Annotated in this window: 19 protein-coding genes; 12 read left to right on the plus strand and 7 right to left on the minus strand. The window is 63.6% G+C overall.

The annotated features are described in order from the left end of the window. Positions 1–10: 10 nt before the first annotated feature. From NKJ55_RS26725 to NKJ55_RS26745, 5 genes are all read left to right on the plus strand, one after another. Positions 11–571, plus strand: a complete 561-nt coding sequence (locus NKJ55_RS26725; RefSeq protein WP_352817726.1) for a sigma-70 family RNA polymerase sigma factor — start codon at positions 11–13, stop codon at positions 569–571. Further along, the gene (locus tag NKJ55_RS26730; RefSeq protein ID WP_352452489.1) at positions 568–1416 is read left to right on the plus strand and encodes an anti-sigma factor family protein; all 849 of its coding nucleotides are present in this window, start codon (positions 568–570) and stop codon (positions 1414–1416) included. The genes NKJ55_RS26725 and NKJ55_RS26730 overlap by 4 nt, the downstream gene beginning before the upstream one ends. Before the next feature lie 154 nt (positions 1417–1570). Continuing rightward, the gene (locus NKJ55_RS26735; protein ID WP_352452490.1) at positions 1571–1909 is read left to right on the plus strand and encodes a DUF6572 domain-containing protein; all 339 of its coding nucleotides are present in this window, start codon (positions 1571–1573) and stop codon (positions 1907–1909) included. Between the two features lie 125 nt (positions 1910–2034). Then, complete coding sequence (purE, locus tag NKJ55_RS26740; RefSeq protein WP_023678468.1) at positions 2035–2532, plus strand: 5-(carboxyamino)imidazole ribonucleotide mutase; 498 nt, start codon at positions 2035–2037, stop codon at positions 2530–2532. Then, complete coding sequence (locus NKJ55_RS26745) at positions 2529–3605, plus strand: 5-(carboxyamino)imidazole ribonucleotide synthase (RefSeq protein WP_352452491.1); 1077 nt, start codon at positions 2529–2531, stop codon at positions 3603–3605. Before purE ends, NKJ55_RS26745 begins: the two co-directional genes overlap by 4 nt. Positions 3606–3697: 92 nt before the next feature. On the opposite strand, the gene NKJ55_RS26750 is transcribed toward NKJ55_RS26745, so the two are convergent. Beyond that, positions 3698–4120 carry a lysozyme inhibitor LprI family protein gene (locus tag NKJ55_RS26750; RefSeq protein WP_352452492.1) on the minus strand — a complete coding sequence of 141 codons (423 nt, stop codon included), beginning with the start codon at positions 4118–4120 and terminating at the stop codon, positions 3698–3700. A 235-nt stretch (positions 4121–4355) separates the two neighbouring features. Between NKJ55_RS26750 and ykgO the strand changes: the two genes are divergently transcribed. Both ykgO and NKJ55_RS26760 read left to right on the plus strand, forming a co-directional pair. Next, a complete protein-coding gene (gene ykgO, locus NKJ55_RS26755; protein ID WP_006203764.1) occupies positions 4356–4481 on the plus strand; it encodes a type B 50S ribosomal protein L36 in 126 nt (41 codons plus the stop codon). Between the two features lie 94 nt (positions 4482–4575). Beyond that, a complete protein-coding gene (locus NKJ55_RS26760; protein WP_352452493.1) occupies positions 4576–5175 on the plus strand; it encodes a tetratricopeptide repeat protein in 600 nt (199 codons plus the stop codon). Positions 5176–5277: 102 nt separating this feature from the next. On the opposite strand, the gene NKJ55_RS26765 is transcribed toward NKJ55_RS26760, so the two are convergent. From NKJ55_RS26765 to NKJ55_RS26775, 3 genes are all read right to left on the minus strand, one after another. Next, positions 5278–6360, minus strand: a complete 1083-nt coding sequence (locus NKJ55_RS26765) for an NAD(P)H-dependent flavin oxidoreductase (RefSeq protein WP_352452494.1) — start codon at positions 6358–6360, stop codon at positions 5278–5280. Positions 6361–6575: 215 nt separating this feature from the next. Beyond that, positions 6576–8006, minus strand: coding sequence for a pyruvate kinase (gene pyk / locus NKJ55_RS26770; RefSeq protein ID WP_352452495.1), 1431 nt, complete (start codon positions 8004–8006; stop codon positions 6576–6578). Further along, a complete protein-coding gene (locus NKJ55_RS26775) occupies positions 8003–8449 on the minus strand; it encodes a DUF1036 domain-containing protein (RefSeq protein ID WP_502894514.1) in 447 nt (148 codons plus the stop codon). The genes pyk and NKJ55_RS26775 overlap by 4 nt, the downstream gene beginning before the upstream one ends. Positions 8450–8735: 286 nt before the next feature. Here NKJ55_RS26775 and NKJ55_RS26780 point away from each other — a divergent pair, with 286 nt between their 5' ends. The 4 genes from NKJ55_RS26780 (at position 8736) to NKJ55_RS26795 (ending at position 11667) form a co-directional block, all read left to right on the plus strand. Continuing rightward, positions 8736–9533 carry an N-formylglutamate amidohydrolase gene (locus tag NKJ55_RS26780; RefSeq protein ID WP_352452496.1) on the plus strand — a complete coding sequence of 266 codons (798 nt, stop codon included), beginning with the start codon at positions 8736–8738 and terminating at the stop codon, positions 9531–9533. Positions 9534–9559: 26 nt separating this feature from the next. Continuing rightward, positions 9560–9868: a DUF1244 domain-containing protein gene (locus NKJ55_RS26785; RefSeq protein ID WP_352452497.1), complete on the plus strand. Its 309-nt coding sequence runs from the start codon at positions 9560–9562 to the stop codon at positions 9866–9868. 9 nt (positions 9869–9877) lie between these two features. Further along, entirely contained in the window at positions 9878–10339 is a 462-nt protein-coding gene (locus tag NKJ55_RS26790) for a cupin domain-containing protein (protein WP_352452498.1), read from the plus strand. 146 nt (positions 10340–10485) lie between these two features. After that, a complete protein-coding gene (locus tag NKJ55_RS26795; protein WP_352452499.1) occupies positions 10486–11667 on the plus strand; it encodes an MFS transporter in 1182 nt (393 codons plus the stop codon). Here the strand turns inward: NKJ55_RS26795 and NKJ55_RS26800 are convergent. Continuing rightward, positions 11625–12536: a LysR family transcriptional regulator gene (locus NKJ55_RS26800; protein ID WP_352452500.1), complete on the minus strand. Its 912-nt coding sequence runs from the start codon at positions 12534–12536 to the stop codon at positions 11625–11627. The genes NKJ55_RS26795 and NKJ55_RS26800 overlap by 43 nt on opposite strands. A gap of 93 nt (positions 12537–12629) precedes the next feature. Between NKJ55_RS26800 and NKJ55_RS26805 the strand changes: the two genes are divergently transcribed. After that, positions 12630–13589, plus strand: a complete 960-nt coding sequence (locus tag NKJ55_RS26805; RefSeq protein WP_352452501.1) for an SDR family oxidoreductase — start codon at positions 12630–12632, stop codon at positions 13587–13589. 65 nt (positions 13590–13654) lie between these two features. Here NKJ55_RS26805 and NKJ55_RS26810 read toward each other — a convergent pair whose 3' ends face one another. Continuing rightward, complete coding sequence (locus NKJ55_RS26810; RefSeq protein WP_023678456.1) at positions 13655–13813, minus strand: DUF3309 family protein; 159 nt, start codon at positions 13811–13813, stop codon at positions 13655–13657. 99 nt (positions 13814–13912) lie between these two features. Next, the gene (locus NKJ55_RS26815; RefSeq protein WP_352452502.1) at positions 13913–17089 is read right to left on the minus strand and encodes an efflux RND transporter permease subunit; all 3177 of its coding nucleotides are present in this window, start codon (positions 17087–17089) and stop codon (positions 13913–13915) included. Between the last annotated feature and the right edge of the window lie 2 nt (positions 17090–17091).

The raw sequence follows: 17091 nt of genomic DNA on the forward strand, positions 1-17091 counted from the left end.
TCTGCCCGGGATGCCGGGCGATGCGACGGTGTTGAACCAAGAGGCCGCGACCGAGCGCTTTCGCGAGGTGGTTCTGCCCCATCTCGCGGATGCGCTTGCGCTTGCCCGCTGGCTGACCGGCAACGCCGCCGACGCGGAGGATGTGGTGCAGGAGGCCTGTTTGAAGGCGCATGCGGGCATCGCCGGCTATGCCGGCGGCAATGCGCGCGCCTGGCTGCTGGCGATCGTGCGCAACGCCTCTTACTCCTGGCTGGCGCGCAACCGGCCGCGCAGTATCGTCGCCGTCGGCGACCTGAGCGACCTCGATGACATGACGGCTGCATATGGCGCCGGCCTGCCGGATACGGATAGTCCTGAGGCAAGCCTGATCGCCAAGGCCGACACGGCCGCACTCGAGGCGGCGATCGCCGCGCTGCCGCACCAATTTCGCGAGACTGTGGTGCTGCGCGACATCAACGGCCTCAGCTATCGCGAGATCGCGACGCTGCTTGGCGTGCCGCTAGGCACGGTGATGTCGCGGCTGGCGAGGGCGCGCGGTCTGCTGATATCCCAACTTGGGAGGGCGCCATGAGCGCGCACAACGATGGACTGCCCGATGACCCGGCGGGCGTGGAGCTGATGATCCATGCCTTGGTCGATGGCGAGCTCGACGCAGCAGCAGCATTGGCTGTCGAGCGACGCATCGCGGCCGATCCGGCGCTCGCCGCCGAGCATGCCCGCATCGTGGCGCTGCAGTCCGCTGTCGGCAGGCTGGCGCTGCCACAGGTCAGCGACGCCCTCAATGCGCGCATCGCGGCGATCGGCGCGACTGGCGAGGCACAGGATCGGCCGGCGCCGACGCGGCCGCCGCAAACCGTGCCAACCCACATGCGGCCAACCCAAACGCGGCCGGGCCGCTTCGGCGCGTTCGACTGGCGCGCAATGGCGGCATCGATCCTCGTCACCGCCGTGCTGGCCAGCGGCGCGACGCAATGGGTGATGCTCAGCGGGGCGCCCGACAGCTTTGCAACGGCGGTCGCCAGCGGCCACCGCCGCAGCCTGCTGGCCGCCAGCCCGGTGGACGTCGTCTCGTCGGACAGGCATACGGTCAAACCCTGGCTCGATGGCAGGGTCGGTCTGTCGCCGCCTGCGCCAGACCTTGCCAATGACGGTTTCGCATTGCTCGGCGGCCGGGTCGAGGTGATCGCCGACCAGCCGGTGCCGGCACTGGTCTACCGCCATCGCGAGCACCTGATCACCCTCGTCGCCGCGCCACAGCAAACCGGCTCGACAACCGCGCCGGTCGATCTTTCTGCCGGTGGCTTCTCGCTGGTGCACTGGAGCGACGGCGCCTTTTCCTATTGGGCGATTTCCGATACGGAACGGCCCGAGCTCGACGATTTCGTCACGCGTTTCCGGGCGGCAGCCGCCCGGTGAAGCGACCGTGCCGGCGCAGCGACAGAAACCGTGGAAGCGGCCACCCGTTCCGGGTAGTCTCTCAGTTTGAATTTGCCGCGGCGTCAATCGTCGTCAACCAACTGTCGCTCGACGCGCCGAACTCCTATATGCCGTACAGAACAATTGAGGGATAATGAATAACGAGACTTTTGCTATCAAGGATGACTTCTCGAACGATTTGGAAGTTCGTTACACAAATAATAATCTTCGGTTCGTCATCACTGATACGTTACCTTGGACAGATGACGAGGCGACAACTGCGCACCTGGCGATCATATCGGCGAGAGCGGACTCTTACCTGCAGATTGCGAGAAGCGATCATTTTCGGCAGAGGTATCCGGGAACCTTGGTGACTGTCGTACTTCGATTCCACCACGACCCCACTCCACCTGCAAAGATGGTTTTATCCGAAATCTCAAAGAGACTCGCAAGCGACGGTATGCGTTTCCTTCACGGTATGGTTGCGGGATAGAAGGGACCTGCTTAGCGGCGGCGACGTTCGCAAATTTCAAACTGAGACACTACCCGTTTCGGGCCATCCTTGCTGTTCCACCCGAATTCCGCTAATGCGCGCTTTTGCCGCCGGAGAGCAGAAGCTTGGACGATCACCGCGCCGACGTCGCCATCATCATGGGCAGCCAGTCCGACTGGGCGACGATGCGCCACGCCGCCGAAACGCTTGAGGCGCTTGGAATTCCGCACAAGCGCCTGATCGTCTCGGCCCACCGCACGCCCGACCGGCTCTATGACTTCGCCAAGGGCGCCAAGGCGGCCGGCTACAAGGTGATCATCGCCGGTGCCGGCGGTGCGGCGCATCTGCCCGGCATGACGGCGGCGATGACGCCGCTACCGGTGTTCGGCGTGCCGGTGGAATCGAAGACGCTGTCCGGCCAGGATTCGCTGCTTTCGATCGTGCAGATGCCGGCCGGCATTCCGGTCGGCACTTTGGCCATCGGCAAGGCCGGCGCTGCCAACGCTGCCCTTCTGGCCGCCGCGGTGCTGGCGCTGAGCGACGAAAAGCTCGCCGCCCGGCTGGATAGCTGGCGCGCCGCGCAGACCGCCAAGGTGGCCGCCGAGCCCACGGACGCGCCGTGAGCCTGCCGGCGGGATCGAGCATCGGCATCATCGGCGGCGGCCAGCTTGGCCGCATGCTGGCGATGGCCGCGGCCCGCCTCGGCTACCGCATCGTCGTGCTGGAGCCGCAGCCGGATTGCCCGGCGGCACAGGTCGCCAACCGGCAGATCGTCGCCGCCTATGACGACGCGGCCGCGCTTAGCGAGCTGGCTTCGGCCAGTGCCGTCGTTACTTATGAATTCGAGAACGTACCGGTCGCGGCCGCCGCGGCACTTGCCTCTACGGTGCCGGTCTATCCGCCGGCACGCGCACTGGAAGTGGCGCAGGACCGGCTGGCGGAAAAGAAATTCCTCAACGGCATCGGCATACCGACCGCGGATTTCAGCCCCGTCGACAATGACGAGGAACTGACGGCTGCGCTGAAACAGTTCAACGGCAGCGGCATATTGAAGACGCGCCGCATGGGCTATGACGGCAAGGGCCAGCGTGTCTTCCGCAACATGGAAACAGGCGGCTTTGCCGGCACTTGCGAGGCGATGGGCAACGTGCCGTTGATCCTGGAATCCTTCGTCACCTTCGAGCGCGAGATTTCGGTGATCGCCGCCCGCGGCATCGACGGTTCGCTCGCCGCCTACGATCCGGCCTGGAATGTCCATCGCAACGGTATTCTGCACAGCTCGACGCTGCCGGCCGGGGTGAAGTCCGAGACGGCGGCTGCGGCTCAAGCGGCGGCGGCCGAGATACTCGCGGCGCTCGACTATGTCGGTGTCATCGGCGTCGAATTCTTTGTCCTCGCCGACGGTTCGCTGCTGGCCAACGAGATCGCGCCGCGCGTCCATAATTCCGGCCACTGGACGGAGGCCGCCTGCACCATCTCGCAATTCGAACAGCATATTCGAGCCGTCGCCGGCCTGCCGCTGGGAAGTCCCGCCCGGCAGTTCGACTGCGTCATGGAAAACCTGATCGGCGACGATGTCAGGCGCGTTCCTGATCTGCTCGCCGAGCCCGATCTGATGCTGCACCTCTATGGCAAGGCCGAGGCGCGGCCCGGCCGCAAGATGGGCCATTTTACGCGCGTGAGCCGCCGCAGCTAGAGCATGATCCCGAACCGAAGGTCCGCGCTAGCGAAAAGTGGAATCCGGATTTCGGAAAAGATCATGCTCAAACACAAAGTTAGAACCTACGCTTACTGGATTTCGCCGCTCTCGTCCTCGTCGGGGCTGGCGCAGCTCACATCGCCTTCCGCGCAGGTCGAATCGGCGGTGAGCTGCTTGGTGCGATCGTCGGTCAGCCGCGTCAGGCATTCCGATATCAGCATCGGATAGATCGAGCCGCCTTCGCTGTCCGCGGCGGAATAGCTGCATTCCGCGTCGCGAAAAGCGATCCAGGCGCGCTGCGCCGTCTGCAACAGCTTCCTGGCATTTGCGTCACTTCCGCCGATGAGATCCTGGTAGGCCTTGTTGAGCTTGGCGTCGGCGGATTTGTAGTCCGCGTCGGCGCAGATGTTCATCATCTGCTGGCTGTCGTCGTTGCGGTCGCATTCCTGCGCATAGGCAACAGAACCTGCCGCGAGGACGACAAGACAGGCGGACACAAGAATTCGGCGCATGACGATCTCCAATTCGCAACCGCATCATTCCAGCCGTCTCAACCCTGCGCAACGCCGCAAGACGCCAGTGGCGGATATTTGATGATACGAAACGGTCCGTATCGTTTAGGCAACGCGCTTGCGGTTGACACGGGCAACGCTCCTCGTCTATGAGCCACGCACAGTTCAAAGGCGCGTCTGTGGGCGCGCCTTAATAATTCGGCCCGTGACCGGGCCCAGACCGACGGGCAAGACCATGAAAATCAAGAATTCGCTCAAGGCGTTGAAGGCGCGTCACCGCGACAACCAGCTGGTTCGTCGCAAGGGCCGCATCTACATCATCAACAAGACCGCGCCGCGCTACAAAGCGCGCCAAGGTTGAGTTTTCGACGGAGGCTGCGCGCCTCCGTTCGCATGATACGACTCTCACGCTAAATTCAGTTTGACGATCCGGCGCCGGGGGCTAGATTCCCGCGATGCGGATTCTTCTTGCATTTTTCACGGCTTTCCTCGTTTCCGGCGCTGTCTCGCTGCCGGCGTGGGCTGAAGATCCGACCACAACTCCGCCGACAGCACCTCCGGTCGTCAAGACGAAACAGGCGCGGCTCGATCAGCTGTTTGCCGATCTCAAGCGCGAACGCAATGAAAAGGCGGCCGAGCGCATCGCCGGACGGATCGGCAGCGAGTGGTCCCAGTCGGGCAGCGCCTCTATCGACCTGATGATGCAATGGTCGCAGAAGGCGATCGAAAACCAGAAATTCGATGTTGCACTCGATTTCCTCGATCAGGTGGTGACTTTGCAGCCGACCTATGCGGAAGGCTGGAACCGCCGCGCCACTGTTCATTTCATGATGAAGAACTACGGGAAGTCGATGGCGGACATCGACCGCACCCTGCAGCTCGAACCACGCCATTTCGGCGCGCTTTCGGGCCTGGCTCAGATCATGGCCGAAACCGGCCACAAGCAGTCGGCACTTGAGGCCTGGCAGCGCGTGCTCGGCATCTACCCGATGATGCGCAGCGCCCAGGACCAGGTCGCCGCACTTTCCGAGGAGCTTGCCGGCGAAGGCATTTGAAGCCAGTAAGGGAGTAGGGGAGTAAGGCAGTATGTGAGTGGTGTAGATTGCACTGTGGAACGCATGCTCCCTGCTCCCCTGCTCCCCTACTCCCCTACTCCCCTACTCCCCTACTCCCCTATAGGCCCGATCTATGCCGTTTGCCTCCGTGACGAGTTTCTCCACAAGGGCGGCGGCCGGCATCTCCCGCAGCTTCGCGACGCCCTGCCCGGCCCAAATAGGCAAGAAGTCAGCCCGCTTGCTTTCATCCTTTGCCATCGAAAGCGGCATGACCAGACTCGCCTGCAGCGGAAACGCCAACGCTGCATCTTCCTCACCAGCCATTTCCATCACAAACCGGTTGCGCACCACGCGCGCTGGGCGGCCAGTGAAGCAGCGAGTCACCGACGTGCTCTCGTCGTTGGCCGAGCGCAATGCTACGCGATAGACTGGCTGCACATTGGCTTCAGGACAGGCCAGGAAAGCCGTGCCGATCTGCACACCAGATGCACCAAGTGCAAAGCTGGCAGCGATGCCGCGACCGTCGAAGATACCGCCAGCGGCAATTACAGGCACCCGCACGGCATCAACAATCTGCGGTACGAGTGCCATAGTGCCGGCTGTGCCGATAGCAGGGTCGACAGTGAATGTGCCGCGATGCCCACCCGCCTCGTATCCCTGGGCGATAATGGCGTCCACCCCTCCTGCCTCAAGCTGGCGCGCTTCCGAGACGGTGGTGGCCGAACACAAGACAGTACAGCCGGCCGCCTTCAACTGCTGCACAATTGCGGTGTCGGGTAGATCGAAGTGGAAGCTGACCACCTTGGGGCGCAGCTCGAGCACAATTTCGAGACGCTCACGATCGAAGGTGGGGAAGGGCTCGCCCGGCTCGGGCACCGGTCCGAGGCCGACCTCCTCATACCAGCCGCGAAGGCGGTCTCGCATACTTTGGGCTGCCGCATCATCGTGTATCGGCGCCGGGTGCGCAAAGAAGTTGACGTTGATCGGACGATTGGTGGCGTGCTGTGTCGCCGTGAGCTGCTCGCGGATAGCCGCCGCAGGCAGAATGCCGCATCCGAGCGAGCCAAGCGCCCCGGCATTGCTGACTGCCGCCGCCAGTTCCGGCGTGGTGATGCCGCTCATCGGCGCCTGGATTATCGGGTGCTCAATGCCGAGGAGTTCCAGAAGATCAGTGCGCATCCACATTGGATCACCCTCCTCTTTCTCCCAGGAGAGATTACCTTAACTGACTTCCAGCTCAAGTCGGATAGGGCCTTCGAACCGCTTCACGGCCGGTCACAGGCTGATGCAAGCTGGCGGAGTTCGGCGTCTATCCTAACCCGACTGCCGTCGATGCGCCCGGCTGGCGCCGTGTTTACGACGCGCCATGCAGCCGGCCTATCCGGCAGCCGCGGCCGACATTAGCGGCCGACTTCCGATCCGACATAGGCGATGCGCAACATGTTGGTCGAACCGGGCGTCCTCAGCGGCACGCCGGCCGTGATGATGACGCGGTCGCCCGGCTTGCCGAAACCTTCATCGAAGGCGATGCGGCAGGCGCGGTCGACCATGTCGTCGAGGTCGATGGCGTCGGGGGAAACGACGCAATGCGTGCCCCACAACAGCGACAGCCGCCGCGCCGTGTTGAGGATCGGCGACAGCGCCACGATCGGCACTTGCGGCCGCTCGCGCGCGGCGCGCAAGCCGGTCGTGCCGGACGCGGTATAGGTGATGATCGCCGACAGCTTCAGCGTCTCGGCTATTTCGCGGGCGGCGAGCGAGATCGCGTCGGCCCCGGTCGCTTCCGGTTCCGAGCGCTGCGCGTTGATGATGCCGGCATAGGTCGGGTCGGTTTCGACCTTGGTGGCGATCCGGTTCATCATCGCCACCGCCTCGACCGGATAGGCGCCGGCGGCGGACTCCGCCGAAAGCATGATCGCGTCGGCGCCTTCAAACACGGCGATCGACACGTCCGATACCTCGGCCCGCGTCGGCACCGGCGCGGTGATCATCGATTCCAGCATCTGCGTGGCGACCACCACCGGCTTGCCGGCACGGCGCGCGGCGCGGGTGATCTGCTTCTGAATGCCAGGCACGGCTTCGAGAGGCATCTCGACGCCGAGATCGCCGCGGGCGACCATCAGCGCATCCGAAAGCTCGATGATCTCGGCCAGCCGGGCGACGGCCTGCGGCTTTTCGATCTTGGCCATGATCAGCGCCCGGCCGCGTGCGATCTTGCGCGCTTCGGCCAGGTCCTCGGGCCGCTGCACGAAGGACAGCGCCACCCAGTCGACGCCGGTCGCCAGAACCGCGTCGAGATCCCGGCGGTCCTTTTCCGTCAGCGCGCCGACCGGCAGGTCGGTGTCGGGCAGGCTGACGCCCTTCTTGTCGGAAATGGTGGTGCCGGCGACGACGGTGCAGACGATCGCCTTGCCGTTGCTGCTGACCGCCTTGAGCTCGAGCTTGCCGTCGTCGATCAGCAGGCGATGACCAGCCTCGACCGAACGCAGGATTTCGGGATGCGGCAGGTAGACCCTCGTCGAATTGCCGGGCTCGGGATTGTCGTCGAGCGTGAAGGTCTGACCGACGGTCAGCACCTCTTTGCCGTTGGCGAACTTGCCGACGCGCAGCTTTGGCCCTTGCAGGTCGGCGAGAACGCCGATCGGCCGGCCGACCGCCTCCTCGACGGCACGAATGCGGCCGACAAGCGTACGCATCAATTCATGGTCGGTGTGGCTCATATTGATGCGGAACACGTCGGCGCCGGCTTCGAACAGCTTCTTCAGCATCTCCTCGGACGAGGAGGCCGGACCGATGGTGGCGAGGATCTTGACCTTGCGGCTGCGTCTCATTGACTGTTTGTTCCCGGGGCGGCTGGAGCGCCATCCGTTGCGGGCTCGTCAGTCAGCTGGACCATCCAGCTTGCCTGCTCGCCCGTGTCATATTCCTGGAATCCGGCGCGCTGAAAGCCCCGGGCGACGCAATCGGTAACGCCGGCGATCTTGAACTCTTTTTCGGCCACGCACATGTTGATCGGGCCATCCCAGCGTCCGCCGCGCTCGGCGTCTTCTGCATAAAGATAGTAAAACCTTGATGACAACGGTCCCTCGATCAGCGTCTTGCAGCTCGATCCTTCGATGTGCCACCAGCCTTCGGTGATCCAGCCGGCTTTGGCGCGATAGCCGATGCCGACACCGACCAGGTTCTGCGTGGCGTTGCAGACCCGGAAATCGGCCCGTGCCGGCGAGGCCGAAATCACCGCGAAAAGACCCATGGCCGGTACCAGGAGCGGCATGGCCGAGGCGTGGCGCACACGCAGCCTGCCGGCGAAACCCATCCTGAAACCCCTCAAGAACCACATTTGCATCTCTCAACGCCCCTTTTCGGAAAAGTCCGTACGCATGTCAACGCGCCGATCTGTCCAATTCCAATCGATTTAGAAGGCTCTGGCGCGCTTGCGGTCGCCCCTGCTCAGTTTTTTGGCAGAAACCGTGGCCAAACAACGGCATTGCGCAAGCGGTCTCTTCGTGGAATGACGATACCACCCTCCCCGAAAGCCAGCGAACAGACCTTTCCCGCCAATGACCCGATCCACAGTTTTCGCGCCTTTCGATATCGTCGAAGGCGATCGCAAGCGCGGCTTGGTGCTTCTCGCCGATCACGCCCGCCGCGACCTGCCGGAGGAGTATGGCAGTCTCGGCCTGCCGGCGGCGGAGTTCGACCGCCACATCGCCTACGACATCGGCGTCGAGACTGTAACCCGCGAACTCGCAAGTCTGCTCGGCGTTCCGGCGGTGCTTGCCAATTTTTCGCGACTGCTGATCGACTCCAATCGCGGCGAGGACGATCCAACGCTGATTCGCCAGCTCTATGACGGAACCGTCATCCCGGGAAATTACCCCATCGCGCCGGAGGAGCGCGAAAGGCGGCTGGACCGCTTTTACCGCCCCTATCATGATGCCGTCAGCGCCATGATCGCCTCTGTGGCGCGAGCATCCGCGCAGGCACCCTTCATCTTTTCGGTGCATTCCTTCACACCGACCATGCAGGGATTCGTGCGGCCGTGGCACGCCGGCATATTGTGGGACCTGGACGACCGCGTTGCGCGGCCGCTGATCGACATGCTCGCCGAGGACAAGAGCCTCATCGTCGGCGACAACGAACCCTATGACGGCGCACTGCGCGGCGATACCATGTTCAGGCACGCCATCGTCAACGGCTTTGCCCATGCGCTGCTCGAGGTCCGCCAGGACCTGATCGCCGACCGCAAGGGTGCCCTCGCCTGGGCCGAACGGCTGGCGCCGATCGTTGACGCGATAGATCGACGTGCCGATATACATGCGGTGAAAATATTCGGCTCTCGCACCGGGCCGGTATGATGAGGCCCAAGGGAGGCCAACATGACATGACCGAACTCAGCGACGAACAAAAGCGCGATTTCGAAGCCGCTGCCTTCCGCCGGCTGGTCGCGCATCTGCGCGAGCGTTCCGACGTACAGAACATCGACCTGATGAACCTCGCCGGCTTCTGCCGCAACTGCCTGTCCAACTGGTACCGCGATGCGGCGAAAGCCGAAGGTGTCGAACTCAGCAAGGACCGGTCGCGCGAGATCATCTACGGCATGCCCTATGCCGAGTGGCAGGCACGGAACCAGATCGAGGCCTCCGACGCCAAGAAGGCCGAGTTCGAGGCAAGACGCCCTAGGGATCACTAGGGGGACGCCGTGCCTAAGATTGACGTTGCCGACGTGCCCGGACGCAAGGGCTCATCCTATCCACCGCCGTTCGATGCACCCTGTGCCGAACGCGTGCGGCAGCGGCTAGGCAACGCAGGCGGGCTCACCGACTTCGGCATCAATCTCATGCGCCTGCCGCCGGGCAACTGGTCGAGCCAGCGCCACTGGCATTCGCACGAAGACGAATTCGTCTACGTGCTTGAAGGCGAGCTGACGCTCGTCGAAGATGCCGGCGAGACGGTGCTGCGCGCCGGTGATTGCGCGGCCTTTCCGAAAGGATCAGGCAACGGCCATCACATGATCAATAAATCGGGCGCGATGGCGATCTATCTCGAAGTCGGTTCGCGCTGGCCCGACGACGTCGCCACCTGCTCCGACATCGACATGATGAGCACCAACGCTGACGGCCGGTTTGTGCACAAGGATGGCGCGCCTTATCCCGAGCCGTAGGGATTTCGGAGTGGACCGCCGAGATGGTTGGCCGACGCGAGAGGACGTAGCGTCTGGTCCAAGCACTTTCGGCGAAGAGCGCTTGACTGTGAATTGAATCGATCTAATTTGCCGCGCAACGCCATTTCCGGACCGGATTCTACCCGATGGACGCGCAGAAAATCACGCAGATCGCGATTCGTGGACGCTGGGCAGTGGCCGGCATCTTCCTCGCCAACGGCTTCTTGACCGGCAGTTGGGCGCCGCAGATCCCGGTGTTCCTGACGCGACTCGACATTTCGAAGTTCACGCTCGGCTTGCTGATTCTGTTGTTCGGTGCCGGCGCCGTCACCGCCATGACCTGGTGCGGCCATCTGATCTCGAAGCATGGCTCGCGCACGGTGCTGCGCTGGTTCGGACTTGCCGGCAGCTTCGGCCTTTTGGTTGTGGCTCTGGCCCCCAACGTGCCCCTTGCGGCCGTCGCCATGTTCATCTTCGGCGGTTCGATCGGCGGAATGGACGTCGCCATGAATGCCAATGCAGTGGCAGTCGAACGGCGGCTGTCCCGTGCCATCATGTCGTCCTCGCACGGCTTCTGGAGCCTTGGCGGTTTCGCTGGCGGCGCTTTGGGCGGTTTCGCCATCCAGAACTACGGTCACCTCGCCCATGCGACAGTGGTGACGGCTCTTGCCTTTGCCGTAATCGCCGTAGCGGTCCGCTACCTGATCGCCGAGGACAAGCACCCGGTCGCCGAGCACCACAAATTCGCGCTGCCGGCAAACCCGCTGGTCTATCTGGTTGGGCTGATGGCGCTGCTGACTATGATCTCCGAAGGTGCGGTACTCGACTGGGCGGCGCTGTATCTCAGGCAGGAGCTCGGCGCCGATCTTGCCATCGCAGGCCTGGCCTATGCCGCCTTTTCCGGAGTCATGGCCATCATGCGCTTTCTCGGCGATGGCGTCCGCAACCGTTTCGGTGCCGTTACGACGTTGCGCGCCTCGGCCCTTGCCGCTGCTGCCGGCATGCTGGTGGCCGGGCTGGCTCCCTCGCCTTGGCTGGCCATTGCCGCCTTTGCCTTTTGCGGCCTCGGCATTGCCAACATGGTGCCGATCATCTTTTCGGCCGCCGGCAACCAGGAGGGCATGGCGTCCGGCACCGGCATGAGCGTCGTCACCACAATGGGTTACTCAGGCATTCTGGTGGCGCCGTCGGCGATCGGCTTCATCGCCGAGCACTCGAGCTTCGGCCCGATCTTCGTCGCTCTGTCCGGGCTGCTGGTCGTCGTGCTGGTGATGGCCGGCCTCGCTCACCGTGCCGAATTCGCTGCCGAGCCTGCACCGGCTGAATAGCGCTTGAACTCTTCGTAGAGGAAATCCGCGACGCGGCGGATGCGCACGCTGGTACGCACGTCGCGGTGCATGGCCAGCCACACCGGCAGCGTCGGCAGCGGGAGACCCGGCAGCACTGTCTCGACCAGCGGATCACGGTCGGCGAGCGGCTCCTGGCCAAAGCCGATGCCGTTTCCCGCCCGCACCGCTTCCCACAGCACGATCTGATTATCGGTCCTGAAGCGGAAGGCATTGCGGGCGAGCGGGACGCCGAACTGGGCGAAGCCGCGAATGATCTCATCGCCGCGGTCGAAGCCGACCAGATCGTGGCCGGCCAGATCGCGGGCCTCGCGCGGACGGCCACGCCGGTCGAGGTAGGATTTTGCCGCGCAGGCGCGGAGCGGAATGTCGGTCACCTTGCGCGCGACCAATTCATTCTGCGCCGGCTTGACCATGCGAATGGCGATATCGGCGTCGCGACGCAGCAGATTCTCGACCTGGTTCGAGGCGACGATCTCGACCTCGATGCCCGGCTCCTCGGTCCCAAGCCTCGCTGTGATTTCCGGCAGCACATAGGCCGCCACCACTTCGCTGGCGGCAATGCGCACCGTACCCTCTATCGCCTCGACCGATCCCAGCGCCAGCAGCGAAAAGGCGCTCGCCTGCTCGCTCACCGCGCGGCCCCGTTCAAAGAGCGTACTGCCTGCTTCCGTGAGCGCGTAGCCACGCCGCCCGCGCCGGAACAGGGTGACGCCGAGCGCCTGTTCCAGCTCGGCGATGTGGCGGCCGAGCGTCGGCTGGCTTGCGGCAAGTTTTCGTGCGGCCGCCGACAGGCTGCCGGTCTCCGCCACCGTGACGAAACTCTTGATCAGGTTCCAGTCAATATCCATTCAAAATTGAATATCACATCGCCAGTCGCAGTCAATTTCCATTCGTTTGCGGAGAGACAATATTGGCGTCGTAACGCAACACGGAGACGAACCATGACCACGATCGCAATTCTCGGCGCCAATGGCCGCCTCGGCCGCACGGTGGCCAAGGCCTTCATCGATGCCGGCTACGATGTCCGTGCCATCACCCGCAGCGGCAAGGTGCCGGCCGAGCTCAAAGGCGCTACGGCGATCGCCGGCGACGCGCTCGACCGTGCTGCGCTGATCCGCGCGACCGAAGGCGTCGATATCATTTTCAACGGCCTCAACCCGCTCTACACCGACTGGAGCAAATGCCTGCCGATGGCCGAGAATGTGATGGCTGCCTGCCGGGCGAACGGCGCGCTGCATCTCTTCCCGGGCACCGTCTACAATTACGGCTCGCAGATGCCGGCGGTGATCGCCGAAGACACGCCGTTTCGCCCGACGACGGAAAAGGGCCGTATCCGCGTCGCCATGGAGGACCTGTTTCGCCGCGAGGCTGATGCAGGTCGAGTTCGCACGATTCTGCTGCGCGCTGGTGATTTCTTCGGCGGCACCGGCAGCGGATCGTGGTTCGATCTGGTTGTTGCCGCCAAGATGACCAAGGGCGTCTATACCGCCCCAGGGCCGGTCGATCTCGTGCATGAATGGGCCTATCTGCCCGACCTGGCCAAGGCCTTCGTCGGGCTGGCTGACAATCTCGACAAGCTCGGCTTCTACGAGGCGCTGAACTTTCCCGGCCATGCGGTGACCGACCTGCAGCTCAAGGCGGCCGCGGAGAAGGCGCTCGGACGCACGCTGAAACTGACGTCGATGCCGTGGTGGGTGCTGCGTGCCGGCGGCCCGTTCGTGGCGATGTGGCGCGAGATCGTTTCGATGTCCTATCTCCGCTTCGAGCCGCACCGGCTGGTTTCAGGCAGGCTGGAAAGCGTCATCGGTACGATCCCGCACACGCCGCTGGAAAATGCAGTGTCGAAAGCGCTCGAGGATATCGGCATCGCCACGCTCAAGACGACGCAAAAAGCTGCCTAACAACAAACCAAAAAAAGCGGACGGCCTCACGGTCATCCGCCGCTGGTCGGGGAGGAAGGTTGCGCTCAGATCCGGCCCATCAACAGCAGCACCAGGACAACGATCAGGATGACGCCGACGATGCCGGATGGTCCGTAACCCCAGGACCGCGAATGCGGCCACGCCGGAACCGCGCCGATCAGAATAAGAATAAGGATAATGATGAGAATGGTGCTGATCGTCATCAGAAAATCCTCGCTTTGAGGTTGCAATGACGGAACAATGCAGAAGGCCGCCCATTGTTCCCGGGCGGCCTTTGCTTGATCAGGACGGCGATCCGGACTCTATTCGGCGGCCTTTGGGAAGGCGATCGCCGGTTCGGCGCCCAGATCGGCGTCCAGGCCTTTCGACGGGATTTCGGCCTTGCGACGCCCGAACAGGCGGCTGAACCAGCCCCGACGCGCACCGGGTTTGACCTTGGCGCGAGTGAACACCATCAGCATCGACGGCGTCACCACCAGCGTCAGCACGGTGGCGAAGGACAGGCCGAAGACGATCGCCGAGGACAGCGAAATCCACCATTGCGTCGACGGCGCGTTGATCGTCGTCTCGTGATGGAAGATTTCGAGGCCGAGGCCGAAAGCAATCGGCAGCACGCCGAGGATCGCCGACACCGCCGTCAGCACCACCGGACGGGCACGTTCGCGGCAGGTCTGCAGAACGGCTTCGTATTTGTCCCAGCCCTCTTCGCGCAACCGGTCATAGGTGTCGATCAGCACGATGTTGTTGTTCACCACCACACCGGCCAGCGCGATGACACCGATGCCCGACATGACGATGCCGAATGCCTCTCCCGTCAGCAGCAGCCCGAGGAACACGCCGATCGTCGCCATGACCACGCAGGACAGCACCAGCCAGACGCTGGTGAACTTGTTGAACTGCGCCAGAAGCACGATGAAGATCAGGAAGATCGCCGCACCGAAGGCTTTGCTGAGGAAGGCACCAGCCTCTGCGCTGTCCTCATTCGAACCGGCAAGCTTCCAGCGAATGCCGCTGCTGAGGTTCATGTCGGCGACAGCTTTGGTGACCTCCTGCTGGACGGCAGCCACCTGGGCGCCGGCAGCGACGTTGGCCTGGACGACCACAGTTCGCGCGCCGTCGATGCGGTTGAGGATACCGACCGTCGGCTCTGGCTTGCGCACGACGAAGTTCGAGATCGGCACCGAGCCTTGCGCGGTCTGCACCCGCAGTTCGTCGAGCGTCGACAGCGTGCGCCGATCCTCGGGCAGGCGCAGCCTGATGTCGACTGCATCGTCGGCGCCAGCGGGCCGGTATTCGCTGAGCTTCAGCCCGTTGGTCACCAGTTGCACCACCGTTCCGACCGCGGTTGGGCTGATGCCGTACTGCGCCGCCTTGGCGCGATCGACCTCGAGCGCCCAGTCGACGCCGGGCGGCGCCAGGCCGTCGGAAATATCGATGACGCCGGGCACCTTGGCTATGCGCGCGGCGACGGCGCGGGCCTTGTCGTCAAGGCCCTTCGGATCGACGGCCGAAAGCCTGATCTGGATCGGCTTGCCGGTAGGCGGGCCGGCTTCCGGCACGCGAACCTCGACGTCGACACCGGGAATGCCGGCCATCACGCCCCGCAGTTCGTCCAGGATTGAGTTCGCCGATTTACGCTCGCGCCAATCGACGAATTCGTACTGGATCACGCCAACCACGTCTTCCGGAACATCCTGGCCGCCGCCCTGCGTCTTGCCGACACGGGTATAGACAGACTTCACGCCCGGCCAACCGAGCAGCCGATTTTCCGCGGTCTTGGTGGCCGCGTCCATTTCGGCAAGCGAAAGATTGCCGCGGGCGTGGACATAGAGCAGGCCGTAGTCAGGCTCGACATTCGGGAAGAATTCGACGCCGGCACCGAATTTCGAATAGGCGTAGCCGACGCCGAACAACAGCACCACGGTGAGGACAAGCACGGTGATGGGATAATGCACCGCCTGCTTGACCACGGCCATGTACCAGCCGTCGCGATTGTCGTCGGGGTGATGGGCCGGCGCCTTGGCAAATATCGCGCCCAGCGTCGGCGCGAAGACCAGCGCATAGAGCATCGAGGCCGAGAGCGTCACGATCAGCGTGATCGGCATGTATTTCATGAAGTCGCCGATGATGCCCGGCCAGAACAACAGCGGCGAGAAGGCGGCAATGCGCGTCATCGTCGCCGCGATGACCGGGCCGGCCATGCGCTTGGCGGCAAGCGCGAACGCTTGCTCCTTCGGCATGCCCTCGCTCATGCGGCGCTCGGCGAATTCGGTGACGATGATGGCGTCGTCGACCAGCATGCCGACCGCCAGGATGAGGCTGAACAGCACGATCATGTTGATCGTGTAGCCCATCATTGCCAGCAACAGGATGCCGATCAGGAAGGATGATGGGATGGCCAATCCGATCAGCAGCGAGGCACGGCCAGACAGCGCGTAGAGAATGACGATGAACACCAGGATCACGGCGATCATCACGTGGTTCTGCAGGTCGCCGAGCAACTGGTTCACGAAGACCGACTTGTCTTGCGTGTAGGTGACGTGCATGCCCTCCGGCATCGTCTTGATGAAGGCGTCGGACACCTCCCTGACCTTGCCAATCGTATCGATCAGGTTGGAGCCGATGCGCTTCTTCACCTCGATGGCGATCGCCGGCTTGCCGTCGAGGCGGGTGACCGTCTCGGCGTCCTTGAATGTGGAGCGGATGGTGGCAATGTCCTTGGCCTGCACCACCGCATTGGGGCCGGCGACGACCGGAAGCGCCGCCACATCCTCTGGTGTCTCGATAAGCGAGGGCACCTTGACCGCGTATTTGCCCTCGGATCCTTCGATGTTGCCGGCGGCGACAAGACTGTTGGAAGCGCCGACCGCACCGATCAACTGGTCGAGCTGCAGCCCGTAGGAAGACAGCTTCATCGGATCGATGACCACTTCGACGAGGTCGTCGCGCGCACCCTGCAGCGAGCCCTCGAGCACGCCAGGCACTTCCTCGATGCGGTCGCGCAGCTCGCGCGCCGCCGCCGTCAGCACACGCTCGGGCACCTCGCCCGACAGCGTCACGACCAGGACGGGGAACTCGGAGATGTTGACCTCGGAGACCACGGGCTCCTCAGCCGCTTGCGGCAGGTCGGCCTTGCCGTCCTGCACCTTGCTGCGCGTGTCCTGCAGCGCCGTGGCGAGATCCGTCTGTGGCTGGAATTCGACCAGCACATAACCGCCGCCCTGGAAGGCGGCCGAGCGCATCTCCTTGAGGCCTTTCAGGCTCTTCAGCTTGGCTTCCATCGGCCGCAGCAGGAGGCGCTCGGAGTCTTCCGGCGAGATGCCCTGGTAGATCAGACTGACATACATCATCGGAATCGGAACGTCGGGTTCCGCTTCCTTCGGCGTCGACTGGTAAGCGACCGCACCAGCAAGGATGAGAAAGACCAGGACCGAAATGGTCAGCCGGGCATTGCTGATTGCAAGTTTGACGATGTCCATGA

Origin of the sequence: Mesorhizobium sp. M0106 (assembly GCF_040322715.1) — a bacterium.
Lineage (GTDB): Bacteria > Pseudomonadota > Alphaproteobacteria > Rhizobiales > Rhizobiaceae > Mesorhizobium.

Excerpts from the sequence above, each read along its gene's own strand:
- NKJ55_RS26725 (WP_352817726.1), top strand. The coding sequence starts at position 11 with ATGCCGGGCGATGCGACGGTGTTGAACCAAGAGGCCGCGACCGAGCGC.
- NKJ55_RS26730 (WP_352452489.1), top strand. The coding sequence starts at position 568 with ATGAGCGCGCACAACGATGGACTGCCCGATGACCCGGCGGGCGTGGAG.
- NKJ55_RS26735 (WP_352452490.1), top strand. The coding sequence starts at position 1,571 with ATGAATAACGAGACTTTTGCTATCAAGGATGACTTCTCGAACGATTTG.
- NKJ55_RS26750 (WP_352452492.1), bottom strand. The coding sequence starts at position 4,120 with ATGCGCCGAATTCTTGTGTCCGCCTGTCTTGTCGTCCTCGCGGCAGGT.
- ykgO (WP_006203764.1), top strand. The coding sequence starts at position 4,356 with ATGAAAATCAAGAATTCGCTCAAGGCGTTGAAGGCGCGTCACCGCGAC.
- NKJ55_RS26760 (WP_352452493.1), top strand. The coding sequence starts at position 4,576 with ATGCGGATTCTTCTTGCATTTTTCACGGCTTTCCTCGTTTCCGGCGCT.
- NKJ55_RS26765 (WP_352452494.1), bottom strand. The coding sequence starts at position 6,360 with ATGTGGATGCGCACTGATCTTCTGGAACTCCTCGGCATTGAGCACCCG.
- pyk (WP_352452495.1), bottom strand. The coding sequence starts at position 8,006 with ATGAGACGCAGCCGCAAGGTCAAGATCCTCGCCACCATCGGTCCGGCC.
- NKJ55_RS26775 (WP_502894514.1), bottom strand. The coding sequence starts at position 8,449 with ATGCCGCTCCTGGTACCGGCCATGGGTCTTTTCGCGGTGATTTCGGCC.
- NKJ55_RS26780 (WP_352452496.1), top strand. The coding sequence starts at position 8,736 with ATGACCCGATCCACAGTTTTCGCGCCTTTCGATATCGTCGAAGGCGAT.
- NKJ55_RS26785 (WP_352452497.1), top strand. The coding sequence starts at position 9,560 with ATGACCGAACTCAGCGACGAACAAAAGCGCGATTTCGAAGCCGCTGCC.
- NKJ55_RS26795 (WP_352452499.1), top strand. The coding sequence starts at position 10,486 with ATGGACGCGCAGAAAATCACGCAGATCGCGATTCGTGGACGCTGGGCA.
- NKJ55_RS26800 (WP_352452500.1), bottom strand. The coding sequence starts at position 12,536 with ATGGATATTGACTGGAACCTGATCAAGAGTTTCGTCACGGTGGCGGAG.
- NKJ55_RS26805 (WP_352452501.1), top strand. The coding sequence starts at position 12,630 with ATGACCACGATCGCAATTCTCGGCGCCAATGGCCGCCTCGGCCGCACG.
- NKJ55_RS26810 (WP_023678456.1), bottom strand. The coding sequence starts at position 13,813 with ATGACGATCAGCACCATTCTCATCATTATCCTTATTCTTATTCTGATC.
- NKJ55_RS26815 (WP_352452502.1), bottom strand. The coding sequence starts at position 17,089 with ATGGACATCGTCAAACTTGCAATCAGCAATGCCCGGCTGACCATTTCG.